We start from the raw sequence: 21055 nt of genomic DNA, 5'->3' as shown, positions 1-21055 counted from the left end.
GGAAGGATGTTTCACGTGAAACCTGTAGATCCCCGGCTCCTGCGGTACGCCCGCGCCACCCGCTTCTTCCTGGTGGCCGTCGTCGGACTCGGCGTGCTCGGTGCCCTGTTGGTGGTCGCCCAGGCGATGCTCATCGCCGAGGTCGTCGTGGGCGCCTTCCAGCACGGCGAGGACGCGGGCGACCTGCTGCGGCCGCTCCTGCTGCTCGTCGCGGTCGCGTGCGGGCGCGGGCTCGTCTCCTGGCTCACCGAGACGGCGGCGCACCGCGCGAGCGCGGCGGTGAAGTCCGAACTGCGGCAGCGCGTGCTCACCAAGGCGGCGGCCCTGGGCCCCGGCTGGCTCGAAGGGCGGCGGACCGGTTCGCTCGTGAACCTCGCGACGCGCGGCGTCGACGCGCTCGACGACTACTTCTCCCGCTACCTGCCACACCTGGGCCTCGCGGTCGTCGTCCCTGTCGCCGTGCTCGCCCGGATCGTCACGGAGGACTGGGTCTCTGCGGCGATCATCGTCGTCACGATCCCGCTCATCCCCGTTTTCATGATCCTCATCGGCTGGGCGACCCAGAAGCGGATGGACCGCCAGTGGCGTCTGCTCTCGCGCCTGTCCGGGCACTTCCTCGATGTCGTCGAGGGGCTGCCGACGCTCAAGGTCTTCGGCCGCGCGAAGGCGCAGGCGGAGTCGATCCGCCGGATCACGGGCGAGTACCGCCGTGCCACGATGCGCACCCTGCGGATCGCCTTCCTCTCCTCGTTCGCGCTCGAACTCCTCTCGACGCTCTCGGTCGCGCTCGTCGCTGTGACGATCGGGATGCGGCTCGTGCACGGCGACATGGATCTGTACGTGGCACTCGTCGTGCTCGTCCTGGCGCCCGAGGCGTACCTGCCGCTGCGCCAGGTCGGCACGCAGTACCACGCGGCCGCCGAGGGACTCGCCGCCGCCGAGGAGGTCTTCGAGGTCCTGGAGACGGAGGAACGGACGGCGGGAACGGCCGTGGCGCCGGAGGGCGAGCTGCGGGTCGAGGGGCTGGCCGTCCGCTACCCGGGCCGCGCCGCTCCGGCGCTCGACGGGATCTCGCTGCGGGTGCGTCCGGGGGAGACGGTCGCGCTCGTGGGGCCGAGCGGCGCGGGCAAGTCGACACTGCTCCAGGCCGTACTCGGCTTCGTGCGCCCGGACGCGGGCCGTATCACCGTCGGCGGTACGGACCTCGCGGAGATCGACCCCGCCCTGTGGCACGCCCGGATCGCCTGGGTCCCGCAGCACCCCGCGCTCTTCGCCGGCACGCTCGCCGAGAACGTCCTGCTCGCCCGGCCGGAGGCCACCGAGGCCGAGGTCGCCCGCGCGCTGCGCGACGCGGGGGCGTGGGAATTCGTACGGGAACTGCCGGACGGCGTGCGGACGGTGCTCGGCGAGGACGGTGCGGGGCTCTCGGCGGGACAGCGGCAGCGTCTCGCGCTCGCCCGCGCGTTCCTCGCCGACCGCCCCGTCCTCCTCCTCGACGAGCCGACCGCCGCGCTCGACGGCGCGACCGAGGCGGGCATCGTCGAGGCGGTGGGCCGCCTCGCGGCAGGCCGCACGGTCCTCCTCGTCGTCCACAGGCCCGCGCTGCTCGCGCTGGCGGACCGGGTGGTGCGGATCGAGGCGGCCGGGGGCGCGGAAGCGGCGGCCCCGCGTGCTGTTCCCGTTGGCCCCGCGGTCGCCACCGGTTCTGCTGCGGGTTCTTCCGTCGGTACGGGACCGGGGGCGCCGTCCGCGGGGGCCGCGAGCCCCGTACCGGCGGAGCCCGGAGCGCGTACCGGGCGCGCCCCGCTCGCCCGGGTGCGGGCACTCGGGGACGCGCATCGGCGGCGGCTCGCGCTCGCGCTGCTGCTCGGGGCGCTCGCGCTCGTCTCCGCCGTGGGGCTCATGGCGACATCGGGGTGGCTCATCTCGCGGGCCTCGCAGGAGCCGCCGGTGCTCTATCTCATGGTGGCCGTCACCGCGACGCGCGCTTTCGGCATCGGGCGCTCCGTCTTCCGGTACGCGGAGCGGCTCGTCTCGCACGAGGCGGTGCTGCGGATGCTCGCTGACACACGGGTCGCCGTCTTCCGGGGGCTCGCCCGCCTCTCCCCCGCCGGGCTGCGCGACCGCAGGCGCGGCGATCTGCTCTCGCGGCTCGTCGCCGACGTGGACGCCTTCCAGGACTACTGGTTGCGCTGGCTGCTCCCCGCGGGCGCCGCGTTCCTCGTGAGCGCGGGCGCGGTCGGCTTCACGGCGTGGCTGCTCCCCGAGGCGGGCGCGGTGCTCGCCGCCGGGCTGCTGCTGGCCGGGGTCGGCGTCCCGTGGCTCACCGGCGCGCGCGCCCGCGGCACCGAGCGGCGGCTCGCCCCCGCGCGCGGTGTCCTCGCCACGCGCGTCACCGAACTCCTCACAGGAACCGGCGAACTGACCGTCGCGGGCGCCCTGCCCGCTCGCCTGCGGGCCGCGGGGGCGGCGGATGCGGAGCTGACGGGGATCGCGGCGCGCGCCTCCGCGTTCACCGCGCTCGGTGACGGGCTCACCGCGCTCCTCACGGGCCTCACCGTCGCGGGCGCGGCGGCCTGCGGCGCGAGCGCCGTGGCGGACGGACGGCTCTCCGGGGTCGCCCTCGCCGTCGTCGTCCTCACCCCCCTCGCCGCCTTCGAGGCGGTGCTCGGCCTGCCGCTCGCCGTGCGACAGCGGCAGCGCGTGCGACAGAGCGCGGAGCGGGTGTACGAGGTCCTGGACGCGCCCGCGCCCGTACGGGAACCCGAGCTGCCTGCCGAGGTGCCCACCTCGGCGTTCCCGCTGCGGCTCGAAGGGCTCGTCGCGCGCCACCCCGGCGCGGCAAGGGCCGCGCTCGACGGTGTGGACCTGACGCTCGACGCGGGGCGGCGGATCGCCGTCGTTGGTGCCTCGGGCGCGGGCAAGACGACGCTCGCGCACGTCCTGCTCCGTTTCCTCGACGTGGAGAGCGGCGCGTATCGCTTCGGGGACACGTCGGCCACAGCGCTCGACGGGGACGCGGTGCGCCAACTCGTGGGCCTGTGTGCGCAGGACGCGCACGTCTTCGACAGCTCCGTACGCGAGAACCTGCTCCTCGCGCGCAAGGACGCCACCGAGGCGGAGTTGCGCTCGGCACTCGCGCGCGCACGGCTTCTCGACTGGGTGGACACGCTGCCGCACGGTCTCGGCACGCTCGTCGGCGAGCACGGGGCGCGGCTCTCGGGCGGCCAGCGGCAGCGGCTCGCGCTCGCGCGTGCCCTCCTCGCCGATTTCCCCGTCCTCGTACTCGACGAGCCGACCGAACACCTCGACCTGGAGACCGCCGACGCGCTCACGCGCGACCTGCTCGCCGCTACCGAGGGTCGCACGACGCTCCTCATCACTCACCGGCTCGCGGGCCTCGAAGGCGCGGTGGACGAGATCGTCGTCCTTGACGAGGGCCGCGTCGTCCAGCGCGGGAACATGACCACGCTGCTGGGCACCCCGGGTCCGCTCCACCGCATGTGGCGCCAGGAGCGGGCGACAGACGCGCTGCGGGGCGCGTCTGTGGAGAGGTCGACAGGGTCGCCTCTCGCGGAGGACGGGGTAGCGGCACGGGACACGATGGCTGTCGCGGGCTGACCCCGTAGATGTTTCACGTGAAACATCGGGCACCTTGGAGGGCCGCCCGAGCGATGTTTCACGTGAAACATCGTCAGCCCCTTCCTCCGTCCGGCCCACTGAGTCCCCCGGCTGTACGCGCTGCGGAGGCGCGCGGTCCCGTGGGCGCCCACGATCCGGGGCATGGCACCCCGTACCGGAATCCCCGCACCCCCGCGCGGCACTCTCGTGGCCTCGGCCCTGTGCCTGCTCCTGCTCGGCGCTTTCGGGCTCAGTGGTCCGGCGGCGGGGGCGGACCATTCCGAGGACGATGGCCCCGCGACGCCGAGCGGCGCCGTGGCCGCGCTCTACCGCGAGGCGGCCACGGCGACCGCCCAGTACGAAGAGGGCCGGAAGGCCGTCGCAGCCGAACGAGCGAAGGCGCGGGGTCTGGAAGCACGCCTTGCCACGGAACGGGGGCGGTTGCGGTTGCTCCGCAAGGATGTCGGGCGCCTCGCGCGGGCGCAGTACCGGGCCCACGACGACGGCCTCTCGCTCACCGCCAACCTTCTCTTCGCCGACGACGCCGAGGCCCTGCTGGAGAACGTGGGGCTCGCGAGCAACGCCGACCTCGCGGTGACCCACCTCGTGCAGCGTTCGGCCCGTGCGGAGAGCGCCCTCGCGAAGGCGGAGCAGAAGGTGCGGGCGAACCGCGAGGCCGTGGAGGCGCGCACCGCGCACCTGGCCGCGCTCAAGAAGCAGATCGACGCGAAGCTCCAGAACGCGCAGGCCCGACTCCAGGCCGAGGGCGAGAGCGCGGTGCTCGCGGGGCGCTGCCGGGGTGCGACCCGGATGGAGCAGGCCGCCTCCGAATACCCGAAGGGGCGTTGGGTGGCGCCGGTGGAGAACTACGTCCTGTCGGCGGGCTTCGGAGGCTCGGGCAGCCACTGGTCGCAGGGCCATACGGGGCAGGACTTCGCCGTCGGCATCGGCACCCCGGTCCGTGCCGTGGGCGGGGGACACGTGGTGCGGGTCTCCTGCGGCGGCCCCTTCGGGATCGAGGTGGTGCTCCAGCACCCCGGCGGCTACTACACGCAGTACGCGCACCTTTCCTCGGTCGCCGTGGACCAGGGTGAGACCGTGCGGACGGGGCAGTGGATCGCCCAGTCCGGCACGACGGGGAACTCGACGGGTCCGCACGTGCACTTCGAGGTGCGCCTGACCCCGGACTACGGCTCGGCCATCTCGCCGCTCCCGTGGCTGCGGGAGCACGGGGTACCGGTGGGGTAGCGCCTCCGCCGGGGGCGACAGGGGCGGGGCCCGCGGCGGGTGGCGCCGCGCCGCTCAGGTCAGCAGTCGTTCGATGACCGCGGCGACGCCGTCCTCCGTGTTGGGGTGGGTGACGGCGGAGGCGGCGAGGCGGACCTCGGGATGAGCGTTGCCCATCGCCCAGGAGCGCCCGGCCCAGGTCAGCATTTCGATGTCATTGGGCATGTCCCCGAAAGCGACGACCTCCTCGGGGGAGATGTCCCGCTCCGCGCAGCACTGCGCGAGTGTGCTCGCCTTGGACACCTCGCGTGCGCTGATCTCCAGGAGGGCGGTCGGGCTGGAGCGGGTGACGGCGACGAGGTCGCCGACCGTGTCCCTGGCGAGCCGGAGGAAGGCGTCCGGCGCGAGTGCGGGGTGGTGCGCGAGGAGCTTGAGCACGGGCTCCGACTCGTCGGGCTCGGGCAGAGACCCCGAGTCGAGCCCGAGGAGCTTCGTGATCGGGGCGATGCTCGACGCGGGGTCGAGGTGGAGGGGCGGGTAGGCCGGTTCGTGGTGGATGCCACCGGTGCGCTCGACCGCGTACTGCGTACCGGGTGCCGCACGGCGCAGGCGCTCGGCGACATCGAGCACCGTGGCCGGGGGGAGGGGCCGTACGCGTACGAAGCGGTAGGGCAGGCCGCGCTCCGGGTCGGGGGTGCGCAGGTCGACGACGGCCGCGCCGTTTCCGCAGATCGCGAGGCCGTGACCGTCCACGTGCCCGGCGACCACGTCCATCCAGCGGGCGGGCCTGCCGGTGACGAAGAAGACCGTGACGCCCGCGCGTTCCGCCGCGGCGAGGGCGGCGAGAGTGCGCGGTGAGACGGTCTTGTCCTCGCGCAACAGGGTGCCGTCGAGGTCGGTCGCGATGAGGCGGGGCCGGGGGCCCGGCGGGATCTCCGGCCACGCCTCGGCCGAGACCGAGGGCGGCGCGGGGTGGGCGGTGCCGCCCGCGAGCCGCAGCCGGGTGGTGACGGCGGCCTTCGCGGCGGCGGCTTCGTCGGCGGTGGCCTGCCCGGTCGGGGGCGTCTCGCCGGGGGTGTGCGGCTCGGGGGACGGCTCCGGTCCTGCGAGGGAGCACACCGGCGCGTGCTCGCCCTTCGCGCGGGCGCCGGACTGCGAGGACCGGGACGGGTGGGTCGTACCGGGCTGGACGGCCGCAGGCCCTGCGGTCGGAGAGGTCGCTGAGGTCACTTCGGCATTGTGGCGCATATGCCAGCACGGGCGTGCGACTTCCCGCACAGATGAGCCATTCGCGCCCCCTAAGAGCGCAATCCACAGCACGCCCCCGCTGAGCGGCGTGCCAAACCCCGTGTCCTGGACAGACCCCGCTTTCCGGTCAGCGGGCTCCTGGACGGGAGGGGGCGTACGGCCCGTATGCGCCCCTGCCCCGCGCCGCCACCGCTTCTCCCGCTCCCCCGTCCCCCGCGGCACCCCGCCGACCGCCCGCATCCCCTCACTCCGGATCGGCCCGCCGCACTCCCGCGCAACGCCCCCCGGCCTGCACACTCGCCTCCGGGCACGAGCCCCCCGCAGTGGCCCCTCGGCTCCGCCCACCACCGCACCCCGGCGCCTCGGACGACCGGGAACGCACCCCTCCTCGCGCGGCCTTCGGCCACGCGGAATCGGCTGAAAAAGACGAGGTGGTGTGGGGATGAGGTGCGGGAGCCGGGGAGTCGGGAACGGGTTCGCGCGGGCAAGCGCGGGAGACCGGGCCCCACGGAGGGCGGGAGGCGAGGGGGCGGGACGCACCGCGGGTGCCGGAGCCGGGCTCGTACCGCAGGAGCGGCACAGACCCGTCCGGACGGATGCGGCAGGGCGCGTACGTGCTGTCCCGGCCCCGTACCGGCGTGAGGCAGAGCAGGCAGAGGCGGGCGGGACCACTCCACGTGCTCCGCCGTGCCGACCGCCGCCCACACTCCCCACGTCCCGACCTGCACCGCCTCGGCCGCGGCTTCACCCCTCACGCCGACGGCGTCACCCCAGCTGCGCCAGTCCCTCCGTCGCGATGCGTTCGAAGACCGATTCGTCGGCGGCGAAGTCGGAGTCGGGGATCGGCCAGTGGAGCACCAGCTCGGTGAATCCGGCCTCGCGCTGGCGGCCGGCGAAGTCGACGAAGGCGTCGAGCGAGGAGAGCATCGCGGAGCGGTCGGGTGTGAAGGCGGTGAGGAGGATCTTGTCCAGCTCGGTGACGTCCCGCCCGATCGCCTCGCACGCCGTGCCGAGCTTGGCGATCTGTCCGCGCAACGCCGCGTCCGACTCGGCGGGCGTACCCGCCTCGAACAGCTTCGGATCACCCGTCGTCACCCACGCCTGCCCGTACCGCGCCGCGAGCCTGAACCCGCGCGGCCCGGTCGCCGCGACGGCGAAGGGCAGCCGGGGCCGCTGCACGCAGCCGGGAATGTTCCGCGCCTCGACAGCCGAGTAGAACATGCCCTCCTGCGTCACCGCGCCTTCGGTGAGCAGCCGGTCGAGCAGCGGCACGAATTCCGCGAGCCGGTCGGCGCGCTCGCGCGGCGTCCACTTCTCCTGCCCGAGCGCCGTCGCGTCGAAGCCGTCACCCCCGGCCCCGATCCCGAGCGTGACCCGCCCGCCGGAGATGTCGTCGAGCGAGATCAGCTCCTTCGCGAGCGTGACCGGATGCCGGAAGTTCGGCGAGGTGACCAGCGTTCCCAGGCGGAGTCGGGTGGTGGCGGTGGCGGCGGCGGTGAGGGTGGGGAGGGCGCCGAACCAGGGGCCGTCGCGGAAGGTGCGCCAGGAGAGGTGGTCGTAGGTGTACGCGGCGTGGAAGCCGAGTTCCTCGGCGCGTACCCACTGGGCGCGACCGCCTTCCGACCAGCGGTTCACGGGGAGAATGACAGTGCTCAGACGCATGCGACGACTCTACGAGGCGGCCCGGGTGGCGGGTGGCAGGCCCCGCGAGCAGCCGTCCCCGATACACGTCGGGAACTGGTCCGGGACCCTTCGCAGCGTCGGGATGTTTCACGTGAAACATCAGGTCTCCTCACGAGCCGGAATGTTTCACGTGAAACATCACCTCATGCCCCCGAGGAGGCCCGCCGCCTCACCCCCGCAAGCCCACCCCGATCCCCGCACCCTGGGCAGCCCGCACCACGTGTGCCAGCAGCACCGCCGTGGTCACCGGGCCCACTCCGCCGGGGACGGGGGTGAGGGCTCCCGCGAGGCGTGCCGCGCCGGGGTCGACGTCGCCGGTGAGGCCGCCCTCCGGGGTCGGGTTGGTGCCGACGTCGATCACGATCGCCCCGGGGCGGACGTGCTCCGCGGTGAGGAGCCCCGGCTGGCCTGCGGCGGCGACCAGGATGTCGGCCTCGCGGGTGACCTCCGGCAGGTCGCGCGTGCGTGAGTGGCACACCGTCACGGTCGCGTCGCGCGCGAGGAGCAGTTGCGCGAGCGGCTTGCCGACGACCGTGGAACGCCCCACGACGACCGCGCGCGCCCCGCGCAACGGCACCTCGTAGTGGTCGAGCAGCGTGATCACTGCCTCGGCGGTCGCGGGAGCGAAGGCGGCGAGCCCGGCCGTGAGGCGACCGAGCGAGAGCGGGTTCGCGCCGTCGACGTCCTTCGCCGTCGGCACCGCCTCGGCCAGCGCCCGCGCGTCGACCCCGGCAGGAAGCGGGGTCTGGAGGATCACGCCGTGCACGGACGTGTCCTCGCCGAGCCTGCGCAGCGCGTCCCGTACCTCCTCCGTGCTCGCCTTCGGGCCGAGGTGCACGACTTCGTGGAGCAGCCCCGACTTCTCGGCGGCGGAGACGAGGGATCGCACGTACCAGGCACTCGACTCGTCGTCGGTCGCGGTCACGATGGCGAGCTTCGGCGCCCTCCCCGCCTCGCGCGCGGCCTCGACGGCGGCACGCGTCCCTTCGCGCAGCGCGGCGGCGAGCGCTTTCCCCGGCAGCGGGCGCGCGCCTGCTCCGCTCTCGGCACCGGTGGTGATCTGGGGGTCGTTCATCAGGCTCCTCGATGAGGGGGGGGAGGGGAGGACGGTCGCCGGGCGGGGGCGTGGGAGACGTACGAGAAGCGGGCCGGCTCAGGACGTCAGCCGGGCCCGTACCGCCGCCGTGACCGCCTCGGCGCGGGCGAGAAGCGGGTCGGTGCGGCCGAGCGTCGCGGTGAGGCGCTCACGGGCCTCGGCGTCCTTGACGCCGCCGAGGTTGATCTCGACGTTGACGCGCGCGGTGCTCGCCGCGGCGCGCGCGGCCTCGGCAGCGGCGGCGACGTCGGTGACGACGTTCGGATTCCCGACCGGCAGCAACTCCTCCGCGAGGCTGACGATCCGCTCCGCGAGGGACAGGAGCGTGGCCGGGGGAGTCGCCGCGCCGAGCAACGCTGCCGCGAGGGCGCCGGAGCGCGCGGACATCTCCTCGGGCGTGCTCTTCGGGAGCCGGTAGGCGTCGGTCACCGCAGTGAAGGCGGCGGCATCCTCGTCGGCGAGGGTCAGCGCACGTTCCCGCAGGTCATCGGCCTCCGTGGTGATCTCGGCGATGCGCTCCGCGTGCGCCGCGTACCGCGGGCCCGTCGAGTAGCGCGCCACCATCGCGACGAGCGCCGCGCCCTGCGCCGCGTGGACGGCCGCCGCCGCGCCGCCGCCTGGGGCGGGCTCGCGTGCGGCGAGGCGGCCGAGGTAGGCGTCGAGAGGGGTGGTGCGCACGGCCGAGACGGGCGTGGGGGCGTGGGTTCCTGGCGACTCGCTCATGGGGCGATTCTTCCGTGAGGGCCGGTGACTTCGGGGGCTTTCGGTGCCTGTTTCAGGGTGTGGTGAGAGTGAAGGGTGGCCGCTCAGCCCTGCCGCTGCCCGGTCAGGTGCAGGTACTCCGGCGGTACGTGCGCGGTGAGCCAGACGCCGTTGCCCGAGCGCAGGAAGGTGGCCCCGTCCTCGTACCACTGTCCGGCGCGCACGGTGAGGACGACGGGCCTGCCCCGTCGTGCACCGACGCGTCGTGCCGTCTCGCGGTCGGCGGAGAGGTGGACGTGGTGCCGCGTCATGGGACGCAGCCCCTCCGCGTGGATCGCGGCGAGCGCGGCGGGCCGGGTGCCGTGGAAGAGGTACGGAGGAGGTGCGAGCGGGACGAGGCCGAGGTCGACGGCGACCGAGTGGCCCTGCTGGGCGCGGATGCGGTCGCCTTCGAGGGCGAAGCGGCGCTTGTCGTCGCCCGCGACGACGCGTGCGAGATCCGCGCGCGTCGCGGGCAGTCCGCTGCGTGCCGCGGCGTCCAGGAGCGGCCCCACGGCGGTCCAACCGGCCTCGTCGAGCGTGATGCCGACGCGGTCGGGCGTGTGGCGAAGATGGCGGGAGAGGAAGCGGGAGAGGGCGACGTGCCGGGGTCCGAGGGGCGCGGCGGGTGCCTTCGCGTGCGCCTGCACCGCTCCGTCCGCCGCCCCCTCCGTACGTGCCTCGGCCCGCCTGTCGGCCGACCTGCCCGCCGACCTGCCCGTCGGTCCGTCCACCGGTCCGTCCGTCGACCGGTCCGCCAGCCGGTCCGCGCGTGCGCCGCCACGTGGATTCGGCGTTTCGTTCGAGATGCGGCCGTCGCTCATGCGTATCAGCAGACCATCGGATCAGTAAGATCGCATCGCGTTTTTGCCTCACTCATATGGCTGAACAGGTTTGATCCACAAGCAACTCGACTTATCCACAGGCTAATTGGCTCGCCTGTGGATAAGTGGCGGGAGTTTTGCGGCACTTGCCCAAGTATCTCCCTGCGTCCCTCAGTTGCGGGGAGCATCGTCAACGGGTCTTGCACAGGCTCGTCTTGGCCCGCATGCCTGTGTCCCTTCAGCCCTTCCCCTCCCCCAACTCCTCCCGCTCCGCGACGAAGTCCGCGATCCACCCGGCGAGCAACCTGGGTCGCGAGCGCGGCAGCCAGTGCTTGGCGGGCACGGCCCGGCGGCGCAGTCCGCGCGGCGTCCAGTCGCCGACCCGGTCGTAGAGGTACGGAGAGAGGAAGGCGTCGCGCGTCGGGACGACGAGCTGCACGGGGGCGTGGGCGAAGGCGTCCTGGCGCGGCCTGCGCAGCCGGGGAAGGATGTTGTCGCGATAGAGCCAGGCGCCGTTGGCCGCGTCGGAGGGGAGCGAGGCGGTCGGGTACGTGGCCGACGTGAGCTTCTCGGTGCGGCGCAGCAGGCGCGGCCAGGCCCGGCCGAGCGGTCCCCGCCAGGCGAGTTCGGGCAGCCGGGGCACGTGGAGGGCTCCGATGTACCAGGACTTGATGCCCTGGTCGATGATCTGGAGCAGCCCCTCGGGGCTCGGGTGCCTGCCGCGCGTCGCGTACCAGTGGCCGAGGTGGTCGAGCGAGGGACCGGAGATCGACGTGAACGAGGCGATCCTGCCCTGTGTGCGGCCCACGGTGGCGAACTCCCAGCCCTGCACGGAGCCCCAGTCGTGGCCGACCAGGTGCACGGGCCGCGTGGGGCTCACCGCGTGCGCGACGGCGAGGAAGTCGTCGGTGAGCTTCGGCAGTGTGAAACCGCCGCGCAGGGGAAGCGGCGCGCTCGAACCGCCGTGGCCCCGCACGTCGTACGTGACGACGTGGAAGCGGTCGGCGAGGAATTCGGCGACCTCCTCCCACACCTCCTGCGAGTCCGGGTAGCCGTGCACGAGCAGCACGGTGGGACGCGACGCGTCCCCGCGTTCGAGGACCCGCAGCCGTACGCCGCCGGTCTCCACCCAGCTCTCGCGGACGCCGGCGAGGGGTGCGGACGGGTCGACCCCGTGGTCCGCGTCCGCGCTGGTGTGTGAATGGCCCGGGACGCCGGACGCGCCCGCACCGTCCGCGTCGCCCGCCGTGCTCGTACGGTCCGGGGCGTCGCCCGCCCCGCTCGTCCGGTCCGCGCCGCCGGTCGCGCCCGCACTGTCCGCGCTGTCGCCGTCCCGCTCCGTACCGTCTTCCGCCCGTCGCTCCGGCACCGTGCCCCCTGGTCCGTCCCGCGGGCCCGCGCGGGCCCGGCTCCGGTGACGACCGTCGCAATCCCGTGCCGTCCGCGTCAAGACCCAGGTGTTACCCAGGGAAACCCCGAGAGAGCTGCGGAAACCTTCCCGCACCTGTGGCGCAAGGGCGAAACCGCAGGCCGGAGGGGTCGCCTCCGGCCTGTCCCCGTGGAGACCCCTAGGGGTACCCGTAGTACCCGAGAGGGACTCGAAGACCAGTCCACAGGTTGACGACCGGTGTGGTCCGTGCCACTAGCGTCTTCTGTGTGACTGTGATCGCGACCGAAAGCCTGAGCAAGCGGTACCCCAAGGTGACCGCACTCGACCGGCTCACCGTGGAGGTCGGGCCCGGGGTGACCGGGCTCGTCGGCTCCAACGGGGCCGGCAAATCCACCCTGATCAAGATCCTCCTGGGCCTCTCCCCGGCCACCGAGGGTCGTGCCGCCGTGCTCGGACTCGACGTCGCGAGCCAGGGCGGCGAGATCCGCCGCCGCGTCGGCTACATGCCGGAGCACGACTGCCTGCCACCCGATGTCTCGGCGACCGAGTTCGTCGTCCACATGGCGCGCATGGCCGGGCTTCCCGCCACCGCCGCGCGCGAGCGCACGGCCGACACCCTGCGCCATGTCGGCCTCTACGAGGAGCGCTACCGCCCGATGGGCGGTTACTCGACGGGCATGAAGCAGCGCGTCAAGCTCGCGCAGGCCCTCGTGCACGACCCCGAGCTGGTGTTCCTCGACGAGCCGACCAACGGGCTCGACCCGGTCGGCAGGGACGACATGCTCGGCCTCATCCGCCGCGTGCACGCCGATTTCGGCATCTCCGTCCTCGTCACCTCGCACCTCCTCGGCGAGCTGGAGCGCACGTGCGACCACGTCGTCGTGATCGACGGCGGCACCCTGCTCCGCTCCAGCTCCACGAGCGACTTCACGCAGACCACGACGACCCTCGCCGTCGAGGTCACCGACTCCGAGCAGCACCCGGACGGCACCAAGGCCCTGCGCGAGGCCCTCGCCGCCGCCGGGGTCGCCCTCGACAAGGGGCCCGCTGAGCAGGGCCTGCCGGGCGCGGGCCACATCCTGCTCCTGGAGGCCGCGGGCGAGCAGACGTACGACCTCGTCCGTGACACCGTCGCCGATCTCGGCCTCGGCCTCGTCCGCATGGAACAGCGCCGCCACCACATCGCCGAGGTCTTCCGCTCCGAAGCCCCCGGCACCAGCGCCGGGCGCGGCCCCGCCCTGCCCCAGCCCGCCGGGGCACCCCAGTCCCCCGCCGCACCCGCCGGCCCGTCCCCGCAGGAGGTGCGGAACCGATGACAAGCCCCGCCGGGTCCTCGACGATCCACGACATCGGCTACCGCCACTACGACGGCCCGCGCCTGGGCCGCACCGCGATCCGCCGCGCGCTCTACGTGCAGTCCCTGCGCGGCAGTTTCGGCCTCGGCCGCGCCGCGAAGTCCAAGGTGCTGCCCGCCCTCCTCTTCGGCGTCATGGTCCTCGTCGCCGGCATCCTCGCGGCCGTCACCATCGCGGCGAAGCTCAAGGACCTGCCGCTCGACTACACGCGGTACGCGATCGTCATGCAGGCGGTCGTCGGCCTCTTCCTCGCCGCCCAGGCCCCCCAGGCCGTCTCGCACGACCTGCGGTTCAGGACGATGCCGCTCTACTTCTCCCGCCCCCTGGAAGCCGCGGACTACGTACGGGCGAAGTTCGCCGCGACGGCGACCGCGCTCTTCATCCTCACAGGCACCCCGCTGCTCGTGATGTACATCGGGGCGCTCCTTGCCAAATTCGACGTCGCGGAGCACACGAAGGGCTTCGCGCAGGGACTGGTCTCCGTGGCGCTGCTCTCGCTCCTCTTCGCCGGTATCGGACTCGTCGTCTCCGCCGTGACCCCACGCCGCGGCTTCGGCGTCGCCGCCGTCATCGCCGTCTTCACCATCAGCTACGGGGCGGTGAGCACCCTCCAGGGCATCGCCTACGTCCAGGACAGCACCAGCGCAGTCTCCTGGCTCGGGCTCTTCTCGCCCATCACGCTCATCGACGGGGTGCAGTCCGCCTTCCTCGGCGCGGCCCCGGCCTGGCCGGGCGGCCAGGACCTCTCGGTCGCGCAGGGACTCGTCTTCCTGCTCCTGGTGCTCGGCCTCATCGCCGGCTGCTACTCGCTCCTGCTGCGCCGCTACCGAAAGGCCGTGCTGTGACCACCCTCCACCTCGACCACGCCTCCCGCTGGTTCGGCAACGTGGTCGCCGTCAACGACGTCTCGATGACCATCGGCCCCGGCGTCACAGGACTGCTCGGGCCCAACGGTGCGGGCAAGTCGACGCTCATCAACATGATGGCGGGCTTCCTCGCCCCCTCCGGCGGCACCGTGACCCTCGACGGCGCGCCGATCTGGCGCAACGAGGAGAGCTACCGCGCGATCGGTCTCGTCCCCGAGCGCGAGGGCATGTACGACTTCCTCACGGGGCGCGAATTCGTGGTCGCCAACGCCGAGTTGCACGGACTCGACGACAGGGCAGCGGCGAAGGCGCTCGCCACGGTCGAGATGGAGTACGCGCAGGACCGCAAGATCTCCACGTACAGCAAGGGCATGCGCCAGCGCGTCAAGATGGCGTCCGCGCTCGTCCACGAGCCGTCGGTGCTGCTGCTCGACGAGCCGTTCAACGGCATGGACCCACGCCAGCGGATGCAGCTCATGGACCTGCTCCGGCGCATGGGCGACGAGGGCAGGACCGTCCTCTTCTCCTCGCACATCCTGGAGGAGGTCGAGCAACTCGCCTCGCACATCGAGGTGATCGTCGCGGGGCGGCACGCGGCGAGCGGTGACTTCCGCCGTATCCGGCGCCTCATGACCGACCGCCCGCACCGCTACCTCGTCCGCTCCAGCGACGACAGGGCGCTCGCCGCCGCGCTCATCGCCGACCCGTCGACCGCGGGTATCGAGGTCGACCTCAAGGAGGACGCGCTGCTCATCCAGGCAGTGGACTTCGCCCGCTTCACCGCGCTGCTGCCGCAGGTCGCCCGCGCGGGCAACATCCGCCTGCTCACCGTCTCGCCGTCCGACGAGTCGCTGGAATCCGTCTTCTCCTACCTCGTCGCGGCCTAGCGGGCCGGAAGGAGTCCGATGTACCACCCCACCGTCGCCCGGCTCACCTACCGGGCACTGCTCGGCCGCCGCCGCGCGCTCATCCTCTTCGCCCTGCCCGTCCTCCTCCTCGTCATCGCCGTCTTCACCCGCGTCATCGCGGGGGCCGACGACAACACGGCGGGCGAGGTACTCGGCGGCTTCGCGCTCGCCACGATGGTGCCGATCATCGGCGTCATCGCGGGTACGGGCGCGATCGGCCCCGAGATCGACGACGGCTCCGTGCTCTACCTGCTCGCCAAGCCGGTGAAGCGGCCGACGATCATCGTCACGAAGCTGATTGTCGCGATCGCCGTGACGATGGCCTTCGCCGCCGTTCCCACGCTCATCGCCGGCTTCATCCTCAACGGCAACGGACAGCAGATCGCCGTCGCCTACACCCTCGCCGCGCTTGTCGCCTCCATCGCGTACGCGGCGATCTTCCTCCTCCTCGGCGCGATCACGCGCCACGCGGTGATCGCCGGGCTCGTCTACGCGCTGGTCTGGGAGGCCCTCTTCGGCTCCTTCGTCGCGGGGGCCAGGACGCTCAGCGTGCAGCAGTGGGCGCTCGCGCTCGCCGAGAAGGTCGTGGGGCGACCAGAGCTGGTCAGCTCCGACGTGAGCCTGCCGGTGGGCATCGTGCTCCTCGTCGTCGTCACGGGACTCGCCACCTGGTACGCGGGGCAGAAGCTGCGCAGCCTCAAGCTCGCCGCGGGGGAGGAGTAAGGGCAGGCGGCGCGGGGCCTCCGGGCGGCCTCCGGGGGACTCACGCCGTTCTGATGCCGTCCGCGCGACACTGGAGAGTGCGGGACGGAACGGCACGAAACGTGCGCAATGCATCCATCGTGTCGGTCCGGTCCCGGCGAGCCGCCAGTTCCCGGACTCGTGAGGAGCGGAACGCATGACCGGACACGACACCCCACCCCCGGAAGAGCCCGAGCCCTCGGCCCGCCGCGAGGCGGAGAACGAAGAGGGCACGGGTGCGGATTCCGGCGCGGAGCCGGGGGCCGACTCCCGTACTGGCGCAGGTACGGGGGCGAGGGCCGACTCCCGCGCAGGTACAGGTACGGGCGCCGGCTCCGGAAAGGGCGCCCCGAGCGGGGAACCGGACGCCGGGGCGGACGGGGACTGGGACGCCGTGGAGTTCGACATGGACTTCATCCGTGCCGCCGACACCTCGGAGCCCTCGGCCAGGGCCCGGATGCTCGCCGCCCGCTGGCGTGAGGAGGGCGGGCCGCCGTCGCCGCAGCCCTGGCGCTCGGACGAGCCCCCGGCGGGCTGGTTCTTCAGCCGTTCCCGGCGGGCGCGGAAGCGAAGGAAGCGGCGCGGGGACGGCTGAGCGGCGACGGGGGACCGGGCGCGAAACCGGATGGGAAACCGCTCTCCCCCCGACAGGACCGCACGCTGTCCCCGGTGCCGTGGCCGGCGTTCCTCGATCGGCGCGTGAAGGCGGCCGAAACGTAATGAAAAAGACCTGGCGCGGGCGGGCGGGGGCGGGCAGAGTTGTGCGTGCCGGACCCCTCACCCGAGTCCGGTCTCCACGGGGAGTGGAACGTGGCGCGGACCTCCGCGTCCCCCACGCTCCCGAAAGGGCGGACCCTCGCGTCCGAGCAGCTCCGGAGTCGACCACCTCCGCTCCGTCGAGCTCCGCGCGACCCGCCCGGGGCGGTCTAAGGTGCGCTTGTCGCCCTGGGCCGCCCACCCCCTGGGGTTGACCCGTACGCCACACCCGCCCGCGGCGTACGGGTGTGCCCAAAATCGCTCCCGGCCCTCCGTCGCCGCACCGTCGAGCCCCCCCCCGCGCTCCCCTCACTCCCCCAGCAACCGCTCCAGTACCACCGCGATCCCGTCCGCGTCGTGCGACAGCGTGATCTCGTCCGCGACGGCCTTCAGGTTCTTGTGGGCGTCCGCCATCGCGACACCGTGGGCGGCCCAGCGGAACATCGGGATGTCGTTGGGCATGTCGCCGAAGGCGATCGTCTCGTGTGCCTTGACGCCGAGGCGGCGTGCGGCGATCGAGAGGCCCGTGGCCTTCGTGAGGCCGAGGGGGAGGAGTTCGACGACTCCCTCGCCCGCCATCACGACGCCCACGAGCTGCCCTGCGAGCGTTGTGGCGACCGTGGCGAGGGCGTCGGAGCTGAGCGCGGGGTGCTGGAGGTAGACCTTGTTGATCGGCCGCTCCCACAGCGCGGCGGCGCGGTCCGCGTCGTCGAGCGGGATCGAGGCGAGGCCATCGCTCAGGACCTGGTAGCCGGGCCCCGTGACGACGTCGCCTTCGAGACCGTCGCGGCTCACCGCGAGGGCGAGCGGCCCGGTGACGTCCTCGATCAGCTCGATCGCGCGTCGGGCGAGTCCGCGTTCCAGCGTCACCGAGGTGAGCAGGCGTCCGGCGGCCGCGTCGTAGACCTGCGCGCCCTGCGCGCACACGGCGAGCCCCTGGTAGTCCAGCTCTTCGAGCACCTTCTTCGTCCACGGCACGGCGCGGCCCGTCACGATGAGGTGCGGCGCACCCGCCTCCGCCGCCGCGACGAGCGCGGCGCGCGTACGCGGCGAGACGGTGTCGTCGGAGCGCAGGAGGGTCCCGTCGAGGTCGGTGGCGACGAGCCGGTACGGGAAGCGGCCGGAGCGCCGGGCCTGCCCGGGCACGGGGGCGGCCTCGGCGCCGGTGAGCGCCGCCGCACCCGTGGGTGCCGCCCCCGTACCCGTGAGCGCCGCCGTGGGCCTTGGCCCGTCCCCCGTGCGAACGGACTCGCCGCTCACTTGGCGGCGGCCGGAGCGACCGGCTCCAGCACCTCGCGACCGCCCAGGTACGGCCGCAGCACCTCCGGCACCCGCACCGAACCGTCGGCCTGCTGGTGGTTCTCCAGGAGCGCGACGATCGTGCGCGGGACGGCGCACAGCGTGCCGTTGAGGGTCGCGAGCGGGCGCGTCTTCTTGCCGTCGCGCATCCGGATGGACAGGCGCCGCGCCTGGAACTCGGTGCAGTCCGATGTCGAGGTCAGCTCGCGGTACTTGCCCTGCGTCGGAATCCACGCCTCGCAGTCGAACTTCCGCGCCGCCGAGGAGCCGAGGTCACCGGTCGCGACGTCGATCACGCGGAACGGCAGCCCGAGCGAGGTCAGCCACTGCTTCTCCCAGTCAAGGAGCCGCTGGTGCTCCGCCTCGGAGTCCTCCGGGGCGACGTACGAGAACATCTCGACCTTGTCGAACTGGTGGACGCGGAAGATGCCCCGCGTGTCCTTGCCGTGCGAGCCCGCCTCGCGCCGGAAGCACGGCGAGAAGCCCGCGTACCGCAGCGGCAGCCGGTCCGCCTCGATGATCTCGTCCATGTGGTAGCCGGCGAGGGCCACCTCGGAGGTGCCGACGAGATACAGGTCGTCGTCCTTGAGGTGGTAGACGTCCTGTCCCGCCTGGCCGAGGAAGCCGGTGCCGTCCATCGCCTGCGGACGGACGAGAGCGGGCGTGAGCATGGGCGTGAAGCCGGCCGCCGTGGCCTGTGCGATCGCGGCGTTGACGAGGGCGAGTTCGAGGAGCGCGCCGATGCCGGTGAGGTAGTAGAAGCGCGAGCCCGAGACCTTCGCCGCGCGCTCGACGTCGATCGCGCCGAGCAGGTTGCCCAGCTCCAGGTGGTCCTTGGGCGTGAAGCCCTCGGCCTCGAAGTCGCGGATCGTGCCGTGCGTCTCCAGGAGGGCGAAGTCCTCCTCGCCGCCGACGGGGACGTCCGGGTGGACGAGGTTGCCCAGGCGGCGCAGGAGGTCCTGGGTCTGCGCGGCGGCGTCGTTCTGCTCGGCGTCGGCGGCCTTGACCGCGGCGGCCAGCTCACCCGTCCGCCTCAGCAGCTCCTGCTTCTCGTCCCCCTGCGCCTTGGGGATGAGCTTGCCGAGCTGCTTCTGCTCGGCGCGCAGCTCGTCGAAGCGGACCCCGGAGGAGCGGCGGCGCTCGTCGGCGGAGAGGAGGGAGTCGACGAGCCCGACGTCCTCTCCTCGGGCGCGCTGCGAAGCACGCACACGGTCGGGGTCCTCACGAAGCAGGCGAAGGTCAATCACAGAGCCAGGCTACCGGGGCGATGGTCCTCGGCTCGACCGGGATTCGGCGGCGATCGCCTCGAGGCGGTGATCTTTTTCGCGACCCGCTTGCGCGTTAAGGGTGAAATGGGTGATTTGCCGGAATGTTCGCAGGGCTTATTCGGTATTCGCCTGAGTGGCTCGCGCTTCTCGGCGTACGGTCGCGGAGGCCGCGCGGAGGCTGCGCGAAGGCCGCGCGGACACCGTGTGGAGGCGGCGCGGGCGCGACGCGGGGCCGCTGTGCGGCGAAGTTGTCCACAGGGGTGGGCGTTCCCGAAAAGTTATCCACAGGCTGCGGATGTCCGCTGTGGATGTCGGAATGCAAAGTTCCGAATCCAGCCGTTCGTTCCGTAGATTTCCCATTCGAAACCTTGCGGGCGACCCCTTTCGGGTGGAAATTCTCGATCCCATAGAGTTGATCAAGGGAAAAGTGGCGTCGAATGGCGGCGAACCGGCCGGGGCGGCCAGGAAATGACTGTGGACGGACTTGGTGGCCGTGGGGGTCTCTAGGGCGATTTGTCGACCATGTCGGGCGCGTCTGTCGACTTGTCCCCAGCCCTGGGCGCCCGCCTGTGGATAACTCTGTGGACAACCTCTTCCTCTCGTACGACAGAAGGACGAGAGGAAGAGGTCGCCCCCGTCACCCCTCCAGCAGCCCCTGCCCCACGTACTCCCCCTTCCCCGCGCCTCCCGGTACGGCGTAGAGCCCGCTCGCCTCGTGGCGGATGTACTCGGAGAGCGCGTCCCCGCGGTCGAGCTTGCGCTGCACGGGGACGAAACCCCGCAGCGGGTCCGCCTGCCAGCACAGGAAGAGGAGTCCGGAGTCCGGTACGCCCTCCGCGTCGATGCCGTCGTGGTACGAGAACGGGCGGCGCAGCATCGCGGCCCCGCCGTTCTGGTCGGGTCGGGTGATGCGGGCATGGGCGTTGAGCGGAATGACGAGGTCGCCGTTCTTGTCGGTCGCGTCGAGTTTCGGTTCGGTGCGTTCCCCGCCGCCCGTGAGCGGGGCACCGGTGGATTTCCGGCGGCCGATGACCCTCTCCTGCTCCGCGAGCCCGAGGCCCTCCCAGTCGTCGAGCAGCATGCGGATACGGCGCATGACGACGTACGAGCCGTTCGCCATCCACTCCGGACCGTCCCCGGGAGCCACGAAGACACGGGCCGCGAAGTCTTCGTCGCTCTCCTGCGGATTGCCCGTCCCGTCGAGCTGCCCCATGAGATTCCGGGCGGTCCTGGGGCTCGCGGTGGCCCCGGGGGAACGGTTGAAGCCGTTCATCTGCCAGCGCACCCGCGCCGTCCCGCGCGCGTCCTTCTGGAGAGCCCGCAGTGCGTGAAAGGCGACGAGGGCGTCGTCGGCGCCGATCTGCACCCACAGATCGCCGTTGCTCCGCTTCGCGTCGAGGTGGTCGGAGGAGAACTGCGGGAGCGGCGCGAGAGCTTCGGGCCGCTGTTTCTCCAGTCCCGTACGGCTGAAGAAGCTGTGCCCGAACCCGAAGGTGACCGTGAGCGAGGAGGGCCCGGCGTCGAGCGCGATGCCGGTGTCGTGCCCGTCCGCCGCGACCGTCTCGCCTGCCATGAGCCGCTCGGCAGTCGCCGACCAGTGCCGCAGGAGATTCGCCGCCTCGCGCCTGCCCTTGCCCGCGAGCAGATCGAAGGCGAGGAGGTGGCCCTTGGCCTGGAGCGGGGTGGTGATCCCCGGCTGATGTTTCACGTGGAACATCGCGCGCCGGGCGCCGAGTGCGGTGAGCGCTTCGGCGTGCTCCTTGCTCGCGTCCGGCGCGAGGGCGTACCCCACCCCGCCCCCCGCGGCCCCGAGGGCGAGCCCGGTGGCCCCGGCCGTGCCGAGCAGCGCACGGCGGCTGACGCCCGCGGGGCCCGGCGGGTTCGCACGGTCCTCCGGGCCCGGCGGGTTCGTACGGTCCTCCGGGCCCGGCGGGTTCGTACGGTCCTCGGTGGTGCGAGGCGCGGAACCAGCCCTCCGGGGGCGGGCCTTGGTCCGGTCCTGGGGCGGGATGCGGTCTGTCATGGTGCTCTG

General features: G+C 72.8%; 15 protein-coding genes and 1 pseudogene. 7 read left to right on the top strand and 9 right to left on the bottom strand.

Translation table 11 applies throughout. The features are described 5' to 3' along the window. Positions 1 to 15: 15 nt before the first annotated feature. Entirely contained in the window at positions 16 to 3621 is a 3606-nt protein-coding gene (cydD, locus tag ACQYWQ_RS14945) for a thiol reductant ABC exporter subunit CydD (RefSeq protein ID WP_431035113.1), read from the top strand. Positions 3622 to 3783: 162 nt separating this feature from the next. Beyond that, positions 3784 to 4869, top strand: a complete 1086-nt coding sequence (locus tag ACQYWQ_RS14940; protein WP_431035112.1) for a peptidoglycan DD-metalloendopeptidase family protein — start codon at positions 3784 to 3786, stop codon at positions 4867 to 4869. A 54-nt stretch (positions 4870 to 4923) separates the two neighbouring features. On the opposite strand, the gene ACQYWQ_RS14935 is transcribed toward ACQYWQ_RS14940, so the two are convergent. From ACQYWQ_RS14935 to ACQYWQ_RS14910, 6 genes and pseudogenes are all read right to left on the bottom strand, one after another. Beyond that, positions 4924 to 5847: an HAD family hydrolase gene (locus ACQYWQ_RS14935; protein ID WP_431039202.1), complete on the bottom strand. Its 924-nt coding sequence runs from the start codon at positions 5845 to 5847 to the stop codon at positions 4924 to 4926. Between the two features lie 1014 nt (positions 5848 to 6861). Beyond that, the gene (locus ACQYWQ_RS14930; RefSeq protein WP_431035111.1) at positions 6862 to 7758 is read right to left on the bottom strand and encodes an LLM class flavin-dependent oxidoreductase; all 897 of its coding nucleotides are present in this window, start codon (positions 7756 to 7758) and stop codon (positions 6862 to 6864) included. 190 nt (positions 7759 to 7948) lie between these two features. Beyond that, entirely contained in the window at positions 7949 to 8854 is a 906-nt protein-coding gene (locus tag ACQYWQ_RS14925) for a bifunctional 5,10-methylenetetrahydrofolate dehydrogenase/5,10-methenyltetrahydrofolate cyclohydrolase (protein WP_431035109.1), read from the bottom strand. 78 nt (positions 8855 to 8932) lie between these two features. Continuing rightward, complete coding sequence (locus ACQYWQ_RS14920) at positions 8933 to 9598, bottom strand: cyclodeaminase/cyclohydrolase family protein (RefSeq protein ID WP_431035108.1); 666 nt, start codon at positions 9596 to 9598, stop codon at positions 8933 to 8935. An 83-nt stretch (positions 9599 to 9681) separates the two neighbouring features. Continuing rightward, entirely contained in the window at positions 9682 to 10266 is a 585-nt protein-coding gene (locus ACQYWQ_RS14915; RefSeq protein ID WP_431039201.1) for an RNA 2'-phosphotransferase, read from the bottom strand. 433 nt (positions 10267 to 10699) lie between these two features. Continuing rightward, positions 10700 to 11569, bottom strand: a pseudogene (locus tag ACQYWQ_RS14910) (alpha/beta fold hydrolase); the annotation flags it as partial. Between the two features lie 533 nt (positions 11570 to 12102). Between ACQYWQ_RS14910 and ACQYWQ_RS14905 the strand changes: the two are divergent. The 5 genes from ACQYWQ_RS14905 to ACQYWQ_RS14885 all read left to right on the top strand — a co-directional run bounded on the left by ACQYWQ_RS14905 (position 12103) and on the right by ACQYWQ_RS14885 (position 16295). Beyond that, positions 12103 to 13146, top strand: a complete 1044-nt coding sequence (locus ACQYWQ_RS14905) for an ABC transporter ATP-binding protein (protein ID WP_431039200.1) — start codon at positions 12103 to 12105, stop codon at positions 13144 to 13146. Further along, complete coding sequence (locus ACQYWQ_RS14900) at positions 13143 to 14030, top strand: ABC transporter permease (RefSeq protein WP_431035107.1); 888 nt, start codon at positions 13143 to 13145, stop codon at positions 14028 to 14030. Before ACQYWQ_RS14905 ends, ACQYWQ_RS14900 begins: the two co-directional genes overlap by 4 nt. Next, complete coding sequence (locus ACQYWQ_RS14895) at positions 14027 to 14938, top strand: ABC transporter ATP-binding protein (protein ID WP_431035106.1); 912 nt, start codon at positions 14027 to 14029, stop codon at positions 14936 to 14938. The genes ACQYWQ_RS14900 and ACQYWQ_RS14895 overlap by 4 nt, the downstream gene beginning before the upstream one ends. Before the next feature lie 18 nt (positions 14939 to 14956). Next, positions 14957 to 15682, top strand: coding sequence for an ABC transporter permease (locus ACQYWQ_RS14890; RefSeq protein ID WP_431035105.1), 726 nt, complete (start codon positions 14957 to 14959; stop codon positions 15680 to 15682). 175 nt (positions 15683 to 15857) lie between these two features. Continuing rightward, the gene (locus tag ACQYWQ_RS14885; RefSeq protein ID WP_431035104.1) at positions 15858 to 16295 is read left to right on the top strand and encodes a hypothetical protein; all 438 of its coding nucleotides are present in this window, start codon (positions 15858 to 15860) and stop codon (positions 16293 to 16295) included. A gap of 470 nt (positions 16296 to 16765) precedes the next feature. On the opposite strand, the gene ACQYWQ_RS14880 is transcribed toward ACQYWQ_RS14885, so the two are convergent. The 3 genes from ACQYWQ_RS14880 to efeB form a co-directional block, all read right to left on the bottom strand. Beyond that, positions 16766 to 17602, bottom strand: coding sequence for a Cof-type HAD-IIB family hydrolase (locus tag ACQYWQ_RS14880; RefSeq protein WP_431035103.1), 837 nt, complete (start codon positions 17600 to 17602; stop codon positions 16766 to 16768). 110 nt (positions 17603 to 17712) lie between these two features. Continuing rightward, on the bottom strand, positions 17713 to 19002 hold the full coding sequence (gene serS / locus ACQYWQ_RS14875) for a serine--tRNA ligase (protein WP_431035101.1): 1290 nt from the start codon (positions 19000 to 19002) through the stop codon (positions 17713 to 17715). Positions 19003 to 19660: 658 nt separating this feature from the next. Next, entirely contained in the window at positions 19661 to 21046 is a 1386-nt protein-coding gene (gene efeB / locus ACQYWQ_RS14870; RefSeq protein WP_431035100.1) for an iron uptake transporter deferrochelatase/peroxidase subunit, read from the bottom strand. Positions 21047 to 21055: the final 9 nt, after the last annotated feature.

Origin of the sequence: Streptomyces sp. P6-2-1, from assembly GCF_050613165.1 — a bacterium.
In the GTDB taxonomy this organism is placed as follows: Bacteria; Actinomycetota; Actinomycetes; order Streptomycetales; family Streptomycetaceae; genus Streptomyces.
Note: the sequence above shows the minus strand (reverse complement) of the source record. Positions and strands in the feature narration are given on the sequence as shown.